We start from the raw sequence: 16,655 nt of genomic DNA, 5'->3' as shown, positions 1-16,655 counted from the left end.
GCCCGCGCCGTCAACAGCAGATGGGGCGCGAAGACAACCGCTTCGCGCCGCGCGTCGGTTGCGATCCCGGCAACCGGTAGGCGCCCTTATAACCGCAACGGACGTGACGGTCAAAGGGGCCGCGCTACGGCCGCGCGGCACGACCCGCTTCGATCAGCGACGCCAGTCGGGCGGATTGCTCGCCCAGGACCGAATCCACCGCGGTAGCGATGTCCTTCAGCGGAAAGCGTGCATAGCCGCCGACGACATATGTCCACTCGATCGACGTGGCGCCGGCGACAGGTTTCAGCTCAATGGTGAGCACACCTGCGAGCGCTTCCGACTGCAACGGCCCGAGAGCGCCCTTCATGCGCAGAAGCGAGCCCGGCACGGCTTGGACCACCCGCATATGCTCGGCCGATCCGCCGCCCGGCAAGGTTTCGCAGAAGCAGCCCCCTGCGCGCGGCTCCAGCGTGAGATTCTTCGCGTCCCCCGACCAGCTGTGATCCTTGTTCCACCAGCGCGCCGGCTCGACCAGCGCGGCCCAGGCGAACTCGGGGTCTGCTTTCACGACGGCGGTTTCGCGGACCACGAACCCGTCCGGCAAAGACTGGACCACTTCCGCCGATGCTGCGGATGGAACGACGGCCGCCGCCAGCAGGCAGGGTGCCAAGCACCGCGCATGCCCGGCTCCGCGCCTCAAAGGCCGAGCACCCGCTCGATCTGCTGGGTGACGATGTCGATGTCGGCCATGCCGTCGACGCGGACGACGATCCCGCGTTCTTCGTAGAGCGGCAGGATCGGCGCAGTCTTGGCGCGGTACTCGGCCATCCGCGTGCGCACCGTTTCCTCGTTGTCGTCAGGGCGGCGCTTGAAATCGGTGCTGCCGCAGTGGTCGCACCGGAGCGGCTCATCCTCGTGCAGCGCGTTCTTGGGCAGCTTGAACTTGTCGTGATAACCGGCTCCGCAATGCGCGCAGGTGAAACGGCCCGTGATCCGTTCGACCAGTGCGTCCTCGTCGACTTCGAGCTCGACCACGCGGTCGAGCTTGCGGTGATGGCGGGCGAGGATCTCGTCGAGTTGCCGGGCTTGCGCGGCGGTGCGCGGATAGCCGTCGAAGATGATTCCCACGGTCTGCGGCAGCGCAACGAGCTCTTCCGAGATCAGCGTCGAGACTACGTCGTCGGAGACCAGTTCGCCGGCTTCCATGATCGCCTTGACCCTGAGACCGGTCGGTGTTTCCGCCTTCACCGCCGCGCGTAGCATGTCGCCGGTCGAGAGCTGGCGCATTCCGTAGCGTTCGACCAGACGCGCGGCCTGGGTTCCCTTACCGGCCCCCGGGGGCCCGAGGAGAATGATGTTCACCGGGGCCTCTCCTTCCCTGGAAGTGGCGCTAGCGCAATCGGCCCTTGAGCTTCGCCTTCTTGATCAGATCACCATACTGGTGCGCCAGCAGATGCGACTGGATCTGGCTGATCGTATCCACAGTCACGTTCACCACGATGAGCAGGCTGGTGCCGCCGAGGAACAGCTGGATCCCGGTCTGCGCCACCATGTATTCGGGTACCACGCACACCAGCGTGAGGTAGATCGCGCCGACCACGGTGATCCGCGTGAGCACGTAATCGAGATAGGTCGCGGTGTTCTTGCCCGGGCGGATGCCGGGGATGAAGCCGCCGTTCTTCTTGAGGTTCTCGGCCGTTTCCTCGGGGTTGAAGACCACCGCGGTGTAGAAGAACGTGAAGAAGATGATGCCTGCCGAATAGAGCCCGAGATAGAGCGGATGGCCGCGCTGGAGCAGGGTGTTGAGCGTCTGCACCACGCTGTAGAAGGCACTGCCTGTAGTCACCGAATTGCCGGCAAACTGGCTGATCGTCAGCGGCAGCAAAAGCAACGAGCTGGCAAAGATCGGCGGGATGACGTTCGCGGTGTTGAGCTTGAGCGGCAGGTGGCTGCGATCGGCATTCATCATCCCGTGCGCGCTGGCTCGCTTGGGATACTGGATCAGCAGCCTTCGTTGGGCGCGCTCCATGAAGCAGATGAACAGGATCAGCACCACGATCATGCCGATGACGGCAACGATGGTGAACGGGCTGACCGAACCGGTGCGTCCACCCTCGAACAGGTTGGCGGCGAAAGTCGGGAAACGCGAGACGATGCCCGCCATGATGATCAGCGACACGCCGTTGCCGATGCCGCGGCTGGTGATCTGCTCACCCAGCCACAGCAGGAACATCGACCCGCCGATGAGATTGATGACCGCCGTCACGCGGAACAGGTAGCCTGGGTTGACGACCGCCTGGAGCCCGCTGGAGGCGCCATAGGACTCGAGCCCGGAAGCGAGAAACCAGCCTTGTATCGCGCACAGGAACACCGTGCCGTAGCGGGTATACTGGTTCAGTTTCTTGCGGCCCGCCTCGCCTTCCTTCTTCAGCGCCATCAACGAAGGATGGAGCGAGGCGGCGAGCTGAATCACGATAGAGGCGGTGATGTACGGCATCACGCCAAGCGCGATCAGGCTCATCCGCTGGAGGCTGCCGCCCGAGAAGGTGTTGAACAGGTCGAGAATGCCGCCCTTGGTCTGGTCGTAGAGCGATTCCAGGATCAGCGGATTGACACCGGGCAGCGGGACGAAGCTGAGAAAACGGAACACCACCAGTGCGCCGATCGTGAACCAGATGCGGTTCTTGAGCTCGGTCGCCTTGGAAAAATTGGCGAGGCTGAGGTTGCTGGCGATGTTGTCGGCGCGAGATGCCATTGTCTTCGATTGCCTTAGTCTAGGCGCCGGCTCCCCTCCGGCTCGGGCCTTGGTCGGGCCCATATAGGAAGCGGGCGGGGTTGTGAAACCCCGCCCTGCTCACTTGTCCCGTTTACTTGGCGTTCTTCGCGCTGCGAGCCGCCGTGTTGGCTTCACGTCGCGCCAGCTTCTTCTCAGCTTCGGGGACCGCCGCTGCGATCACTTCGACCTTGCCGCCGGCCTTCTCGACCGCCTCGATCGCGCCCTTGCTGGCGCCGGCAACCTTGAACGAAACCTTGGCTGTCAACTCACCCTTGCCGAGCAGGCGGATACCGTCCTTGCCGCCGCGCGCGAGGCCGGCAGCCTTGAGCGCTTCGTGATCGATCACGCCCTTGGCATCGAGCTTCTTGGCATCGATGAACTTCTGCACCATGCCGAGATTGACCTCTGCGAAGTCCTTGCCGAAGATGTTATTGAAGCCACGCTTCGGCAACCGCATGTGCAGCGGCATCTGGCCGCCTTCGAAGCCCTTCACGGCCACGCCCGAACGGCTCTTCTGGCCCTTCTGGCCGCGCCCGGCGGTCTTGCCTTTGCCCGAGCCGATGCCGCGACCGACGCGCATCCTGCGGTGGCGGGCTCCGGCGTTGTCGCGGATGTCATTCAGTTTCATGTCGTGCACTCGCTTTCGCTTTAAGTCGCGCTGATAGGATTAAGGCTTACTCGACCACGGCCACCATGTGCGGCAGCTTGGCGATCGCTCCGCGCACTTCCGGGGTGTCTTCCACCTCGACAACGCGGTGCATCTTGCCGAGGCCCAGGCCGACCAGGGTCTTCTTCTGGCTTGCCGGGCGGCGGATCGGCGAACCGATCTGCTTGAGCTTGATCTTGGCCATTCGAATTACTCCGTGATCGCCGCGGCGTCAGCCTCGGCGTCCGCCGTACTGGCGCCACCGCGGCCGAGCAGATCGGCGACCTTCTTGCCGCGGCGCTGGGCGACCGACTTCGGCGAAGTCTGGTCGGTCAGCGCGTCGAAAGTGGCGCGGATCATGTTGTAGGGGTTGGACGTGCCGATCGACTTGGTGACCACGTCGTGGACGCCCAGGCTCTCGAACACGGCGCGCATCGGCCCGCCGGCGATGATGCCGGTGCCCGCGGGCGCGGTGCGCACGTTGACTTTGCCGGCGCCGAAGCGGCCCTTGCCGTCGTGATGCAGCGTGCGGCCTTCCTTCAGCGGCACGCGAATCATCTTCTTCTTGGCGGCAGCGGTCGCCTTGTTGATCGCTTCCGGCACCTCGCGGGCCTTGCCGTGGCCGAAGCCGACGCGGCCCTTGCCGTCACCGACAACGACCAGCGCGGCGAAGCCGAAACGCTTGCCGCCCTTCACCGTCTTGGAGACGCGGTTGATGTGGACCAGCTTCTCGATCAGCTCTTCGCCGCCGTCGTCATCGCCGCGGCCTCGACGATCGTCGCGTCCGCCACGGCCGCCACGGCCGCCGCGATCGTTACCGCCGCGTCCGCCGCGGTCGCCGCCACCGCGACCACCACGGCCGCCGCGCGCTTCACGCGGAGCGTTGGCGTCGCCGGATTCGGTCGACTGGGTGTCGGCCGCGACCGTCGGCTCGGTTTCCACCGCGGGAGCAGCTTCGGCCGTCTCGGCAACGGGAGCTGCCTCGACAGGAGGAGCGGTTTCAGCCGCCGGCTCGTCGGCCGGGGCGGCTTCAACCGTCTCGGCCACGGGCTCCGGAGCGCCTTCGGCCGCCACGGTCTCGACCGCCGGCTGCTCGGCCGCGGTTTCCGCCGTCTCGACGACCTCAGGGGTCTCTTCGGTCTTTTTCTTGTCAGCCATGCTCAGAACTCCAGCCCGCCGGCACGGGCGGCATCGGCCAGCGCCTTGACGCGGCCATGGAACAGGTAACCGCCGCGATCGAACACGACGGCGGTGACGCCGGCCTTCTTGGCGGCGGCGGCGATGGTTTCACCCACCTTGGCGGCGGCATCGACATTCGCACCCGACGGCTTGACGCCGAGGGTCGAGGCGGCGGCGACGGTCTTGCCGCCGGCGTCGTCGATGATCTGCGCGTAGATGTGCTTGCCGGTGCGGTGCACCGACAGGCGCGGCTTGCCGCCGGCGCGGCTCTTGAGCGCGGTCCGCACCCGGCGGCGGCGGCGTTCGAACAGGGAAAGCTTGGCCATGTTACTTCTTCTTCCCTTCCTTGCGGAAGACATACTCGCCGCGGTACTTGATACCCTTGCCCTTGTAAGGCTCGGGCTTGCGCCAGCGGCGGATCTCGGCGGCGAACTGGCCGACAGCCTGCTTGTCCATCCCGCTGATCTCGATCGTGACCTGGTCGGGAGTCTTGACCTCCAGGCCTTCGGGCACGTCGAGATCGACGTCGTGGCTGTAACCGAGCTGCAGCTTGATCTTGCGGCCCTGCGCCGAGGCGCGGTAGCCGACACCGGTGATGACGAGCGTCTTGGTGAAGCCCGTCGTCACGCCTTCGACCAGGTTTGACACCAGCGTGCGCTGGAGGCCCCAGTGGCTGCGCGCGGTCTGGCTGTCGTTGGCCGGCGTCACGGAGATACTGCCGTCGTCCAGCTTGTAGTTGACCAGCTCGTCGGTGCCGATCGTCAGGGTGCCCTTGGGGCCCTTGACGGTCAGCGTGCCGTTCTCGATCTGGGCGGTGACGCCGCTTGGGATCGTCACCGGCTTCTTGCCGATGCGGCTCATCAGAACACCTCCGCCAGCACTTCGCCGCCGACGTTCTGCGCGCGAGCCTCGTTGTCCGAGAGCACGCCGCGGGGCGTCGAGACGATGGTGATGCCGAGGCCGTTGCGGATCGTCGGCAGCTCGCGGCTGCCCGAATAGACCCGCCGGCCCGGCTTGGAGACGCGAGCGACGTGCTTGATCGCCGGCTCGCCTTCGAAATACTTCAGCTCGATACGCAGCTGCGGGTGCTTGCTCGAGCTATCCTCGGTGTAACCGCGGATATAGCCCTCGCGCTGGAGGACCTCGAGCACGTTGGCGCGCAGCTTCGAAGCCGGCGAAAGGACGGAGTCCTTCTTCGCCTGCTGGCCGTTGCGAATGCGGGTGAGCATATCACCCAGGGGATCGGTCAAAGCCATAGTCTAGATCCTCACCAGCTCGACTTGGTCAGACCGGGAATCAGGCCCTTGTTGCCCAAATTCCTGATCTCGATCCGGTTGAGGCCGAACTTGCGATAAACGCCGCGCGGGCGGCCGGTGGTGCTGCAGCGGTTGCGCACGCGGGTGGGATTCCCGTTGCGCGGAATTTCCGCCAGCTTGAGGCGCGCCATCAGACGCTCGGTCTCGTCACGAGACTCGTCGTCGGCAATCGCCTTCAGCCGGGCGTACTTGCCCGCGTACTTCTTCACGAGCTTCTTGCGCCGCTCGTTCTTGTTGATGGAACTCAGTTTCGCCATGGACTTAAGCTCACTTCCTTGCGGTATCTTGACGGCCGCTTACGCGGCCTGCTTCTCTTCAGCCTGCTCGTCGGCAGGGAACGGGAAACCGAACAGGCGGAGCAGCTCGCGCGCTTCGTCGTCGGTCTTGGCGGTGGTGGTGACGATGATGTCCATCCCACGCACCTTCTCGATCTTGTCGTAGCTGATCTCGGGGAACACGATCTGTTCCTTGAGACCCATCGCGTAGTTGCCGCGGCCGTCGAACGAACGCGGATTAAGCCCGCGGAAGTCGCGGATGCGGGGCATCGCGATGGTCACCAGACGGTCGAGGAACTCGTACATGCGCTCGCGGCGCAAGGTGACCTTGCAGCCGATCGGCATGCCTTCGCGCAGCTTGAACTGGGCGATCGACTTCTTGGCGATGGTGATGACCGGCTTCTGGCCGGCGATCAGCGCCATTTCCTCGGCGGCGGTCTGGACCTTCTTCTTGTCCTGGCTCGCCTCGCCGACGCCCATGTTGAGCGTGATCTTCTCGAGCCGCGGCACCTCAAGGCGATTCTTGTAACCGAACTTCTCGGTCATCGCCTTGACGATGCTCTCGTCATACTGCTTGCGCAGGCGCGGGGTGTAGTTCTCAGCCATCGATGGTCTCCCCGGACTTCACGGCAACGCGCACCTTGGTTCCGTCCTTCTTCGTCTCGAAGCGGACGCGGGTGGGCTTGCCGTCTTTACCGGCAATGGCGACCTTGCTGATCGCCATAGGTGCGGGTGAGCGGTCGATGCCGCCCTGCGGATTTGCCTGGCTCGGCTTGCGGTGGCGCGCGGCGACGTTGATCCCGTCGACCACCACCTTGCCGTCCTTGGGCATGACTTTGCTGACGGTGCCCGTTCGCCCCTTGTCCTTGCCGGACAGGACGACGACCTGGTCACCTTTCCTGATCTTCGCGGCGGCCATCACAGCACCTCCGGAGCGAGCGAGATGATCTTCATGAAGCCCTTCGAGCGCAGCTCGCGCACGACCGGGCCGAAGATACGGGTGCCGATCGGCTCTTCGTTCTTGTTCACGAGAACCGCGGCGTTGCTGTCGAAGCGGATCACGCTGCCGTCGGGGCGGCGCACGTCCTTCTTCGTGCGGACGATCACCGCGCGGTGCACGTCGCCCTTCTTCACGCGGGCGCGCGGCTGTGCCTCCTTAACGGAGACGACGATCACGTCGCCGACGCTCGCGGTGCGGCGCTTCGACCCGCCCAGCACCTTGATGCACTGGACGCGCTTCGCGCCGCTGTTGTCCGCGACGTCGAGATTGGACTGCATCTGGATCATCGATCCGGTTCCTTCTTAGTGGCTTGCCGGGACAGGCCCGGCAGTTCCAAAATTCTTCAGTTGCCCGCGGCTTCGACCTCGAGCTCGGCTTCCACCGCCTGGGTGCCGCCGGCCTTGACCCGGTCGAGCACCGCCCAGGTCTTGGTCTTCGAGATAGGCCGGGTTTCCTCGATCCGCACGACGTCGCCGGGCTTGTATTCGTTGGCTTCGTCGTGGGCGTGGTACTTCTTCGAACGGCGGATGATCTTCCCGTAAAGCGGGTGCTTCACCTTGCGCTCGACCAGCACGGTCACGGTCTTGTCGGTCTTGTCCGAGACGACCGTCCCGGTCAGGATTCGCTTGGGCATCGTCTGGTTCCTTATTTCGCGCCAGCGCGGGCGCGTTCGCCCTGCAGCGTCTGGATGCGGGCGATATCGCGGCGGACTTCGCGGATCCGCGCGGGACGCTCGAGCTGGTTGGTCGCGGCCTGGAAGCGCAGGTTGAACTGCTCGCGCTTGAGCTCGCCCAGCTGCGTCTCGAGCTGGTCGTCGGTCTTGGCGCGCAGGTCTTCGGCCTTGCTGGCGGAAGTCTTCGCCGAGGCCTTGGCGGCGGTCTTGGTTGCGGTCTTGGCCATCATTCGCCTCCGAGGTGGCTGGTGTCGCCGAGACGGGCGACCACCTTGGTCTTCACCGGCAGCTTCATCGCCGCGCGGCTGAATGCTTCCGCGGCCAGCGGACCGGGAACGCCGTCGAGCTCGAACAGGATGCGGCCCGGCTTCACCCGAGCGGCCCAGTATTCGACCGCGCCCTTGCCCTTGCCCTGGCGGACTTCGGCCGGCTTTTTCGATACCGGCACGTCGGGGAAGATGCGGATCCACAAGCGCCCCTGGCGCTTGATGTGGCGAGTGATCGCGCGGCGAGCAGCCTCGATCTGGCGCGCGGTGATCCGCTCGGGCTCGAGGCACTTAAGGCCGTACGAACCGAAGTTGAGCGCGGTGCCGCCCTTGGCATCGCCGCTGATCCGGCCCTTGAAGGCCTTGCGGTACTTGGTTTTTTTCGGTTGCAGCATTGTACTACCCTAACCTCAGCGAGCCGGCCGGACGCCGGAAGTCTGCGCTTCCATCATCAGCCGGTCCTGCGCCATCGGATCGTGGCCGAGGATCTCGCCCTTGAAGACCCACACCTTGATGCCGATCACGCCGTACGCGGTGAGCGCCTCGGCTTCGGCATAATCGACGTTGGCGCGCAGCGTATGGAGCGGCACGCGACCTTCGCGGTACTGCTCGACGCGGGCGATTTCGGCGCCACCGAGGCGGCCGCCGCACATGATCTTGATGCCTTCGGCACCGAGACGCATCGCCGACTGCATCGCGCGCTTCATCGCCCGGCGGAAGGCCACGCGGCGGACCAGCTGGTCGGCAATGCCCTGGGCGACGAGCTTGGCGTCAATCTCGGGCTTCCGAATCTCAACGATGTTGAGCTTGACCTCGCTGTCTGTGATCGTCGCCAGCTTGGCGCGCAGCTTCTCGATGTCGGCGCCCTTCTTGCCGATGATCACGCCGGGGCGCGCGGCATAAATCGAGACGCGGCACAGCTTGGCCGGGCGCTCGATCACCACCTTCGAGATAGCCGCCTGCGGCAGGCTCTCGACGATGTACTTGCGCAGCTCGATGTCTTCCTTGAGCAGCTGCGCGTAGCCGCGCCCTTCGGCGTACCAGCGGCTGTCCCAGGTGCGGTTGATCTGAAGACGCAGACCGATCGGATTGGATTTATGACCCATGATCAGGCCTCCTCGACTTCGCGGACGACGATGCGCAGCCGGCTGAACGGCTTGAGGATGCGGGTGCTCTTGCCCCGTCCGCGCGTCGCGAAACGCTTCATGGTCACCGACTTGCCGACCGAGGCTTCCGCCACGACGAGCGCGTCGACGTCCAGGTTATGGTTGTTCTCGGCATTGGCGATCGCCGAGGCGAGCACCTTGGCGGCGTCGCGAGCCATCCCGCGCTTGCTGAAAGCGAGGATGTTGAGCGCGTCTTCGGCCTTCTTGCCGCGGATCAGGCCGGCGACGAGGTTGAGCTTCTGCGCCGAACCACGGATCGTGGTGCCGACGGCCAGCGCCTCGTTGTCGCCCACCCGGCGGGGAGCTTTCTGCTTGCCCATTAGCGCTTACCCTTCTTGTCGGCGGCGTGCCCGTGGAAAGTCCGCGTGGGCGCGAACTCGCCGAGCTTGTGACCGACCATGTCTTCGTTGACCGAGACCGGCACGAACTTCTGGCCGTTGTAGACGCTGAACGTCAGGCCGACGAAGTCGGGCAGGATCGTCGAGCGGCGCGACCAGGTCTTGATCGGCGCGCGCCCACCGGCGTCCTGCGCGGTCTGCGCCTTCTTGAGCAGGTGGAGGTCCACGAACGGACCTTTCCAGACGGAACGTGCCATCTCGCTTAACCCTTCTTCTTCTTCGCGTGGCGCGAACGGATGATCATCTTGTCCGTCTGCTTGTTATGGCGGGTGCGGGCGCCCTTGGTCGGCTTGCCCCACGGAGTGACCGGGTGACGGCCGCCCGAGGTGCGGCCTTCGCCGCCGCCGTGCGGGTGGTCGACCGGGTTCTTCGCGACGCCGCGGGTCAGCGGCTTGACGCCCATCCAGCGCTTGCGTCCGGCCTTGGCGAAATTCTGGTTCGAGTTGTCGGGGTTCGACACCGCCCCGACCGTGCCCATGCAATCGGCCCGCAGGTAACGCTGCTCGCCCGAGTTGAGGCGAACGATCACCAGGCCGCGGTCACGGCCGACCAGCTGTACGTAAGTGCCCGCCGAACGGGCGATCTGGCCGCCCTTGCCCGGCTTCATCTCAACGTTGTGGCAAATCGTGCCGACCGGCATCTGGCCGAGCAACATCGCGTTACCCGGCTTCACGTCGGTGCGCTCGCCGGCGATGACCTTGTCACCCACGGCAACGCGTTGTGGCGCGATGATGTAGGCAAGCTCGTCGTCGGCATACTTGACCAGGGCGATGAACGCGGTGCGGTTGGGATCGTACTCGATCCGCTCGACCGTGCCTTCGACGTCCCACTTGCGGCGCTTGAAGTCCACGAAACGGTACTTCTGCTTGTGGCCACCGGCCATGCCGCGCGAAGTGACGTGACCCTTGTTGTTGCGGCCGCCGGTCTTGCGCTTGCCCTCGGTCAGCGACTTGACCGGCTTGCCCTTGTACAGGCCGGACTTGTCGACGAGGATCAGGCCGCGCCGGGCGGGACTGGTCGGGTTGTAGTTCTTGAGTGCCATTGTCTCTTTCCTAGGTCCCTTGGCCTCAGATGCCGCTGGTCACGTCGATGGGCTCTTGGCCCTCGACCAGGGTGACGATCGCCTTCTTCGCGTCGGTGCGCTTGTAGGGCTTGCCCTTCCAGCGCTTGGTCTTGCCCTTCGACACGATCGTGTTGACGCTCTTCACCTTGCGATCGAACAGCGCCTCGACCGCTTCCTTGATCTGCGGCTTGGTGGCGTCGTTCGAAACCTTGAAGACGACGCCGTTGTGCTCGCTCAGCAAGGTAGACTTCTCAGTGATGTGGGGGCTGAGGATCACGTCGTAGTGACGCGTATCGATTTCCTGCTTCTTAGCCATTGAAGCGCGCCTCCAGCTTTTCGATTGCGGCCTTGGTCAGGACCAGCGTGTCATGCTTCAGGATGTCGTACACATTGGCGCCGGCAGCCGGCATCACGTTGACGCCCGGCAGGTTGCCGGCAGCGAGGCGGAAACCGTCCGCCACCGCGTCGCCGTCGATCACCAGCACCTTGCCGTTCCAGCCGTTCTTGCCGAACGTCTCGGACAGTGCCTTGGTCTTGGCATCCTTGAGCTCGAGGCTGTCGACAACCACCAGGCCCTCTTTCGCCTTGCTCGACAACGCCATCCGCAGGCCGAGCGCGCGGATCTTCTTGTTGAGCGACGGCTCGAAGTCGCGCTTGCGCGCGCCGTGGGCCTTGCCGCCACCGATGAAGATCGGAGCGCTGCGGTCACCGTGGCGGGCGGTACCGCCACCCTTCTGGTTGCCGTACTTCTTGCCGGTGCGGGCGACGTCTGACCGCTCGCGCGTCGGACGGGCGGTGCCGCGCCGATTCTCGAGCTGCCAGGTGACGACGCGGTGCAGGATGTCGGCGCGCGGCTCGACACCGAACACGGCATCGTTGAGCTCGATATCGCCGGACGCCTTGCCGTCGAGTTTTTGGACCTTCACCTTCACGGATCAGCCCTCCTTGTTTTCGTCGGCGTCGGGCGCGTTGCCCTCGGCTTCGGTGTTTTCCTGGCCCACGGCGGGGGTCGTGTCGTCGCCGGCGCCGGCATGCTGCTCGTGGAGCAGCTCGGCCTGCCGCTCGGGCGAAACCTCGTCGTGGACTTCGTGCTCGGCGGCCGGTTCGACCATGCCGGCGGGCGCTTCTTCGTGCTCGGGCACATGAGCGCCCTTCTTGTCGAGAATGGCGCCAGGGAACGGCGCGCCTTCCGGCATCGGCAGCTTGACCGCGTCGCGAACCAGCAGCCAGCCGTTCTTCGCGCCCGGGACCGAGCCCTTGACGAACAGCAAACCGCGGTCGGCGTCCGTGCGGACGATCTCGAGATTCTGCTGGGTGCGCTGCTTATCGCCCATGTGGCCAGCCATCTTCTTGTTCTTGAAGACTTTGCCTGGATCCTGACGCTGACCGGTCGAACCGAGCGAACGGTGCGACAGCGAAACGCCGTGCGTGGCGCGCAGGCCTCCGAAACCCCAGCGCTTCATGCCGCCCTGGAAGCCCTTGCCCTGGGTGTGACCCGAGACATCGACCATCTGGCCGGCGACGAAATGCTCGGCGCTGATCGTCGCGCCGACCGGGAGAAGCGCGTCCTCGCTGTCGAGGCGAAATTCGGCGACTTTCTGCTTGAGCGGCACCTGGGCCTTGGCGAAGTGCTCGCGCTGCGGCTTGGCGACGTTCTTCTGCTTGGCCTCGCCTGCGCCGACCTGGACCGCGACGTAACCGTCACGGTCGGCGGTGCGATGCGAAACCACCTGGCAATTTTCCAGCGCCAGGACGGTGACCGGCACGTGGCGGCCGTCCTCCTGGAACAGGCGGGTCATCCCGACTTTCTTCGCGATCACGCCAGTGCGCATGATCATGCTCCTTCACAGAGGCACACGGGACCATTCCCGGGTGCGTGTCAGCCCAAATTTTCGTGCGTCGCCCCGTCCGGGCTGAGTGTTCCCGCCGGAGCAGGAACGAGACGGGGGACGCGGCCCGGCAGAGTGCCGGCGGTATCCCGATGTCGTCACCCGGCCATGGCCGGGATCGCCGGATTAAGCGAGCTTAATCTCGACGTTCACACCCGCGGCGAGATCGAGCTTCATCAGCGCGTCGACCGTCTGGGCGTTCGGCTGCACGATGTCGAGCAACCGCTTGTAGGTGCGCACCTCGAACTGCTCGCGCGACTTCTTGTCGATGTGCGGGCCGCGGTTCACGGTGAACTTCTCGATGCGCGTCGGGAGAGGAATGGGGCCCCGGATCAGCGCGCCGGTGCGGCGCGCGGTGTCCGCGATCTCGCCAGTCGCCTGGTCGAGCACGCGGTGATCGAAGGCCTTCAGGCGAATACGGATATTCTGAGCTTCCATGTCCTACTACCGATGCGAAAGAGCCACGGACAATCCCGTCAGAGACCATCCAAAAAAACAAGAGACCGCCCTGCCCGCCGGTATTCCCGGCTGTGAGGCGGTCCCTCGATAATCCCGGCCGGCGGAGACGAATCCCCGCCGGCGAGCGGGCCTATATTACTTGGTGATCTTGCTGACAACCCCCGAACCGACGGTGCGGCCGCCTTCGCGGATCGCGAAGCGCAGGCCTTCGTCCATCGCGATCGGCGCAATCAGCTTGACGCCGATCGTGACGTTGTCGCCCGGCATGACCATCTCGGTGCCCTCAGGAAGGACGACTTCGCCGGTCACGTCGGTGGTGCGGAAGTAGAACTGCGGGCGGTAGTTGGCGAAGAACGGCGTGTGACGGCCACCTTCGTCCTTCGACAGCACGTAGACTTCGGCGTTGAACTCGGTGTGCGGGTTGACCGAACCGGGCTTGGCAAGGACCTGGCCACGCTCGACAGCTTCACGCGCCACGCCGCGGATCAGGGCGCCGATGTTGTCGCCCGCTTCGCCACGATCGAGCAGCTTGCGGAACATCTCGACGCCGGTGACGACGGTCTTCTGCGTGTCCTTGATGCCGACGATCTCGACTTCATCGCCAACGTTGACGATGCCGGACTCGACACGGCCGGTAACGACGGTGCCGCGGCCGGAAATCGAGAACACGTCTTCGATCGGCATCAGGAACGGCTTGTCGACCGGGCGATCGGGCTGCGGGATGTGCGCGTCGACCGCGTCCATCAGCTCCTTGATCGAGTTTTCGCCGATCTCGGGGTTGCGGCCTTCGAGCGCGGCCAGCGCCGAGCCCTTGATGATCGGAATGTTGTCGCCGTCGAAGTCGTACGAGCTGAGCAGCTCGCGCACTTCGAGCTCGACCAGCTCGAGGATTTCCTCGTCGTCAACCTGGTCGACCTTGTTCATGTACACGACCAGCGCCGGCACGCCGACCTGACGGGCGAGCAGGATGTGCTCACGGGTCTGCGGCATCGGGCCGTCGGCGGCGTTCACCACCAAGATCGCGCCGTCCATCTGCGCCGCACCGGTGATCATGTTCTTCACGTAGTCGGCGTGACCCGGGCAATCGACGTGCGCGTAGTGGCGCGCATTGGTCTCATACTCGACGTGAGCGGTCGAGATGGTGATCCCGCGCTCGCGCTCTTCCGGAGCCTTGTCGATGTTGGCGAAATCGACCGCGGTGCCGCCGTGTTCGGCAGCCATCACCTTGGTGATCGCGGCCGTCAGCGTGGTCTTGCCGTGATCGACGTGACCGATGGTGCCGATGTTGCAGTGCGGCTTGTTCCGCTCGAATTTTGCCTTGGCCATGTTATCCGTAACCTCTGTCTGTGATTTGATCTTGTGCGGTGTTGGAGGGGCACCCGCTGAATCAGGCGCCGCCCCTAGACGCTCAGCCTGCCTTAGGCAAGCTTCTCCTTGACCTCCGCGGCCACGTTCGCGGGCACTTCGTCGTAGTGGCTGAACTGCATCGTATATTGGGCGCGGCCCTGGCTGAACGAGCGCAGTTCGTTGACGTAGCCGAACATGTTGGCGAGCGGCACGAAGGCCTCCACCACCTGGGCGTTGCCGCGCGTGTCGGTGCCCTGGATCTGTCCGCGACGGGAGTTCAGGTCGCCGATGACGTCGCCCATGAAGTCTTCCGGTGTCACCACCTCGACCTTCATGATCGGCTCGAGCAGCTTGATGCCTGCCTTCTGGGCCGCTTCGCGCATCGCGCCGCGGCCGGCGATCTCGAACGCCAGCGCCGAGGAGTCGACGTCGTGGTACTTGCCGTCGATCAGGCGGATCTCGAAGTCGATGATCGGGAAGCCGATCAGCGACCCGGTCTCGGCCGTCTCGCGCATGCCCTTCTCGACCGACGGGATGTATTCGCGCGGGATGTTGCCGCCCTTGATCTCGTCGAGGAAGACGATGCCCGATCCGCGCTCGCCCGGCTTGAGGGCGATCTTGACCTCGCCGAACTGGCCCGAGCCGCCCGACTGCTTCTTGTGGGTGTAGGTCAGCTCGACCGGACGGGCGAGGCTTTCGCGGTAGGCCACCTGCGGTGCGCCGACGTTGGCCTCGACCTTGAACTCGCGCTTCATGCGATCGACCAGGATGTCGAGGTGGAGCTCGCCCATACCCTTGATGATCGTCTGGCCTGATTCATGGTCGGAGGAAACGCGGAACGACGGATCCTCGGCCGCGAGGCGGCTGAGGGCGATGCCCATCTTCTCCTGGTCGGCCTTGGTCTTCGGCTCGACCGACAGCTCGATCACCGGTTCGGGGAATTCCATCCGCTCGAGGATGATCGGCTTGGCCGGATCGCACAGCGTGTCGCCGGTGGTGGTCTCCTTGAGGCCGGCCAGCGCGACGATGTCGCCGGCGAAGGCCTCATCGATGTCCTCGCGGCTGTTGGCATGCATCAGCAGCATGCGGCCGATCTTTTCCTTCTTGTCCTTGACCGAGTTCAGGTAGGTGCCCTTCGACAGCTTGCCCGAATAGATGCGGGTGAAGGTCAGCGAGCCGACGAACGGGTCGTTCATGATCTTGAACGCCAGCGCCGCAAACGGCGCGTTGTCGTCGGCCGGACGCGTGTCTTCCTGGTCGTTGTCGGGGTTGATGCCCTTGATCGGCGGAATGTCGAGCGGGCTCGGCATGTAGTCGACCACCGCGTCGAGCAGCGGCTGGACGCCCTTGTTCTTGAACGCCGAGCCGCAAGTCACCGGCACGAACACCTGCGCCAGCGTGCCCTTGCGGATCAGCCGCTTGAGCGTGGCGGCGTCGGGCTCGTTGCCGTCGAGGTAGGCTTCCATGACGTCGTCGTCTTGCTCGACGACCGTTTCGATCAGCTGGTGGCGATAGTCGGCGGCCTTGTCGGCCATGTCGGCGGGGATTTCGACATAGTCGAACTTCGCGCCAAGGCTTTCGTCCTGCCAGACGATGCCGCGATTGTTGACCAGGTCGACCACGCCCTTGAGGCCGCCCTCGGCGCCGATCGGCAGGTACAGCACGAGCGGCACCGCACCGAGGCGATCGATGATCGACTGCACGCAATAATAAAAGTCGGCCCCGGTGCGGTCCAACTTATTAATGAAGCACATTCTCGGCACTTTGTACTTGTCGGCCTGGCGCCAGACGGTTTCGGACTGGGGTTCTACGCCGGCGACGCCGTCGAACACCGCGACGGCGCCGTCGAGGACGCGCAAGGACCGCTCGACTTCGATGGTGAAGTCGACGTGGCCGGGGGTGTCGATGATGTTGATGCGGTGCTTGGGACCCTTGCCGTCCTCGGCCTCCCAGAAGGTGGTCGTGGCGGCGGAGGTGATGGTGATCCCGCGCTCCTGCTCCTGCTCCATCCAGTCCATCGTCGCGGCGCCGTCGTGGACTTCGCCGATCTTGTAGGACTTGCCGGTGTAGTAAAGGATGCGCTCGGTGGTCGTCGTCTTGCCGGCATCGATGTGCGCCATGATGCCGATATTGCGATAACGCTCCAGCGGATATTCGCGGGCCATGATTCAATCCTTAGTGAGGCAGAGGCCGGGGCTTGCGCCGCCCGGCCGGGGCCTA

Annotated in this window: 26 protein-coding genes; all 26 read right to left on the bottom strand. The window is 64.9% G+C overall.

Annotation, left to right across the window (positions count from 1 at the left end):
* Positions 1-124: 124 nt before the first annotated feature.
* A complete protein-coding gene (locus G7B69_RS01080; protein WP_243414967.1) occupies positions 125-571 on the bottom strand; it encodes an SRPBCC family protein in 447 nt (148 codons plus the stop codon).
* 107 nt (positions 572-678) lie between these two features.
* A complete protein-coding gene (locus tag G7B69_RS01075) occupies positions 679-1,344 on the bottom strand; it encodes an adenylate kinase (protein ID WP_166175182.1) in 666 nt (221 codons plus the stop codon).
* 28 nt (positions 1,345-1,372) lie between these two features.
* Positions 1,373-2,737, bottom strand: a complete 1,365-nt coding sequence (gene secY, locus G7B69_RS01070) for a preprotein translocase subunit SecY (RefSeq protein WP_166175180.1) — start codon at positions 2,735-2,737, stop codon at positions 1,373-1,375.
* 112 nt (positions 2,738-2,849) lie between these two features.
* Complete coding sequence (rplO, locus tag G7B69_RS01065) at positions 2,850-3,386, bottom strand: 50S ribosomal protein L15 (RefSeq protein ID WP_166175178.1); 537 nt, start codon at positions 3,384-3,386, stop codon at positions 2,850-2,852.
* Positions 3,387-3,432: 46 nt separating this feature from the next.
* The gene (rpmD, locus tag G7B69_RS01060; RefSeq protein WP_166175176.1) at positions 3,433-3,609 is read right to left on the bottom strand and encodes a 50S ribosomal protein L30; all 177 of its coding nucleotides are present in this window, start codon (positions 3,607-3,609) and stop codon (positions 3,433-3,435) included.
* 5 nt (positions 3,610-3,614) lie between these two features.
* Positions 3,615-4,346: a 30S ribosomal protein S5 gene (gene rpsE, locus G7B69_RS01055; RefSeq protein ID WP_166175476.1), complete on the bottom strand. Its 732-nt coding sequence runs from the start codon at positions 4,344-4,346 to the stop codon at positions 3,615-3,617.
* Between the two features lie 218 nt (positions 4,347-4,564).
* Positions 4,565-4,909: a 50S ribosomal protein L18 gene (rplR, locus tag G7B69_RS01050; protein ID WP_166175174.1), complete on the bottom strand. Its 345-nt coding sequence runs from the start codon at positions 4,907-4,909 to the stop codon at positions 4,565-4,567.
* A 1-nt stretch (position 4,910) separates the two neighbouring features.
* Positions 4,911-5,444, bottom strand: a complete 534-nt coding sequence (rplF, locus tag G7B69_RS01045; RefSeq protein ID WP_166175172.1) for a 50S ribosomal protein L6 — start codon at positions 5,442-5,444, stop codon at positions 4,911-4,913.
* Positions 5,444-5,839, bottom strand: a complete 396-nt coding sequence (rpsH, locus tag G7B69_RS01040) for a 30S ribosomal protein S8 (RefSeq protein WP_166175170.1) — start codon at positions 5,837-5,839, stop codon at positions 5,444-5,446. The genes rplF and rpsH overlap by 1 nt, the downstream gene beginning before the upstream one ends.
* Positions 5,840-5,850: 11 nt before the next feature.
* Positions 5,851-6,156: a 30S ribosomal protein S14 gene (rpsN, locus tag G7B69_RS01035; protein WP_166175168.1), complete on the bottom strand. Its 306-nt coding sequence runs from the start codon at positions 6,154-6,156 to the stop codon at positions 5,851-5,853.
* A gap of 39 nt (positions 6,157-6,195) precedes the next feature.
* Positions 6,196-6,780 carry a 50S ribosomal protein L5 gene (rplE, locus tag G7B69_RS01030; protein ID WP_166175166.1) on the bottom strand — a complete coding sequence of 195 codons (585 nt, stop codon included), beginning with the start codon at positions 6,778-6,780 and terminating at the stop codon, positions 6,196-6,198.
* Complete coding sequence (gene rplX, locus G7B69_RS01025) at positions 6,773-7,093, bottom strand: 50S ribosomal protein L24 (RefSeq protein WP_166175164.1); 321 nt, start codon at positions 7,091-7,093, stop codon at positions 6,773-6,775. Before rplX ends, rplE begins: the two co-directional genes overlap by 8 nt.
* Positions 7,093-7,461: a 50S ribosomal protein L14 gene (gene rplN / locus G7B69_RS01020; RefSeq protein WP_166175162.1), complete on the bottom strand. Its 369-nt coding sequence runs from the start codon at positions 7,459-7,461 to the stop codon at positions 7,093-7,095. Before rplN ends, rplX begins: the two co-directional genes overlap by 1 nt.
* A gap of 56 nt (positions 7,462-7,517) precedes the next feature.
* Positions 7,518-7,808 carry a 30S ribosomal protein S17 gene (gene rpsQ / locus G7B69_RS01015; RefSeq protein WP_166175159.1) on the bottom strand — a complete coding sequence of 97 codons (291 nt, stop codon included), beginning with the start codon at positions 7,806-7,808 and terminating at the stop codon, positions 7,518-7,520.
* A gap of 11 nt (positions 7,809-7,819) precedes the next feature.
* Complete coding sequence (rpmC, locus tag G7B69_RS01010; protein ID WP_166175157.1) at positions 7,820-8,074, bottom strand: 50S ribosomal protein L29; 255 nt, start codon at positions 8,072-8,074, stop codon at positions 7,820-7,822.
* The gene (gene rplP, locus G7B69_RS01005; protein WP_166175155.1) at positions 8,074-8,508 is read right to left on the bottom strand and encodes a 50S ribosomal protein L16; all 435 of its coding nucleotides are present in this window, start codon (positions 8,506-8,508) and stop codon (positions 8,074-8,076) included. The genes rpmC and rplP overlap by 1 nt, the downstream gene beginning before the upstream one ends.
* 15 nt (positions 8,509-8,523) lie before the next feature.
* Positions 8,524-9,219: a 30S ribosomal protein S3 gene (gene rpsC, locus G7B69_RS01000; protein ID WP_166175153.1), complete on the bottom strand. Its 696-nt coding sequence runs from the start codon at positions 9,217-9,219 to the stop codon at positions 8,524-8,526.
* A 2-nt stretch (positions 9,220-9,221) separates the two neighbouring features.
* Positions 9,222-9,599 (bottom strand): 50S ribosomal protein L22, encoded by a 378-nt coding sequence (gene rplV / locus G7B69_RS00995; protein WP_166175151.1) that lies wholly within the window; start codon positions 9,597-9,599, stop codon positions 9,222-9,224.
* On the bottom strand, positions 9,599-9,874 hold the full coding sequence (gene rpsS / locus G7B69_RS00990; protein ID WP_166175149.1) for a 30S ribosomal protein S19: 276 nt from the start codon (positions 9,872-9,874) through the stop codon (positions 9,599-9,601). Before rpsS ends, rplV begins: the two co-directional genes overlap by 1 nt.
* A gap of 5 nt (positions 9,875-9,879) precedes the next feature.
* On the bottom strand, positions 9,880-10,719 hold the full coding sequence (gene rplB, locus G7B69_RS00985) for a 50S ribosomal protein L2 (RefSeq protein WP_166175147.1): 840 nt from the start codon (positions 10,717-10,719) through the stop codon (positions 9,880-9,882).
* A 25-nt stretch (positions 10,720-10,744) separates the two neighbouring features.
* A complete protein-coding gene (locus G7B69_RS00980) occupies positions 10,745-11,056 on the bottom strand; it encodes a 50S ribosomal protein L23 (RefSeq protein ID WP_166175145.1) in 312 nt (103 codons plus the stop codon).
* Positions 11,049-11,672 carry a 50S ribosomal protein L4 gene (gene rplD / locus G7B69_RS00975; protein WP_166175143.1) on the bottom strand — a complete coding sequence of 208 codons (624 nt, stop codon included), beginning with the start codon at positions 11,670-11,672 and terminating at the stop codon, positions 11,049-11,051. Before rplD ends, G7B69_RS00980 begins: the two co-directional genes overlap by 8 nt.
* A gap of 3 nt (positions 11,673-11,675) precedes the next feature.
* The gene (gene rplC / locus G7B69_RS00970) at positions 11,676-12,572 is read right to left on the bottom strand and encodes a 50S ribosomal protein L3 (RefSeq protein ID WP_166175474.1); all 897 of its coding nucleotides are present in this window, start codon (positions 12,570-12,572) and stop codon (positions 11,676-11,678) included.
* Between the two features lie 183 nt (positions 12,573-12,755).
* Positions 12,756-13,067: a 30S ribosomal protein S10 gene (gene rpsJ / locus G7B69_RS00965; RefSeq protein ID WP_034905023.1), complete on the bottom strand. Its 312-nt coding sequence runs from the start codon at positions 13,065-13,067 to the stop codon at positions 12,756-12,758.
* A gap of 156 nt (positions 13,068-13,223) precedes the next feature.
* On the bottom strand, positions 13,224-14,414 hold the full coding sequence (gene tuf, locus G7B69_RS00960; protein WP_166175141.1) for an elongation factor Tu: 1,191 nt from the start codon (positions 14,412-14,414) through the stop codon (positions 13,224-13,226).
* Between the two features lie 92 nt (positions 14,415-14,506).
* A complete protein-coding gene (gene fusA / locus G7B69_RS00955) occupies positions 14,507-16,600 on the bottom strand; it encodes an elongation factor G (protein ID WP_166175139.1) in 2,094 nt (697 codons plus the stop codon).
* Positions 16,601-16,655 lie beyond the last annotated feature (55 nt).

It is taken from the genome of Croceibacterium segetis, assembly GCF_011320115.1.
GTDB lineage: Bacteria > Pseudomonadota > Alphaproteobacteria > Sphingomonadales > Sphingomonadaceae > Croceibacterium_B > Croceibacterium_B segetis.
Note: the sequence above shows the minus strand (reverse complement) of the source record. Positions and strands in the feature narration are given on the sequence as shown.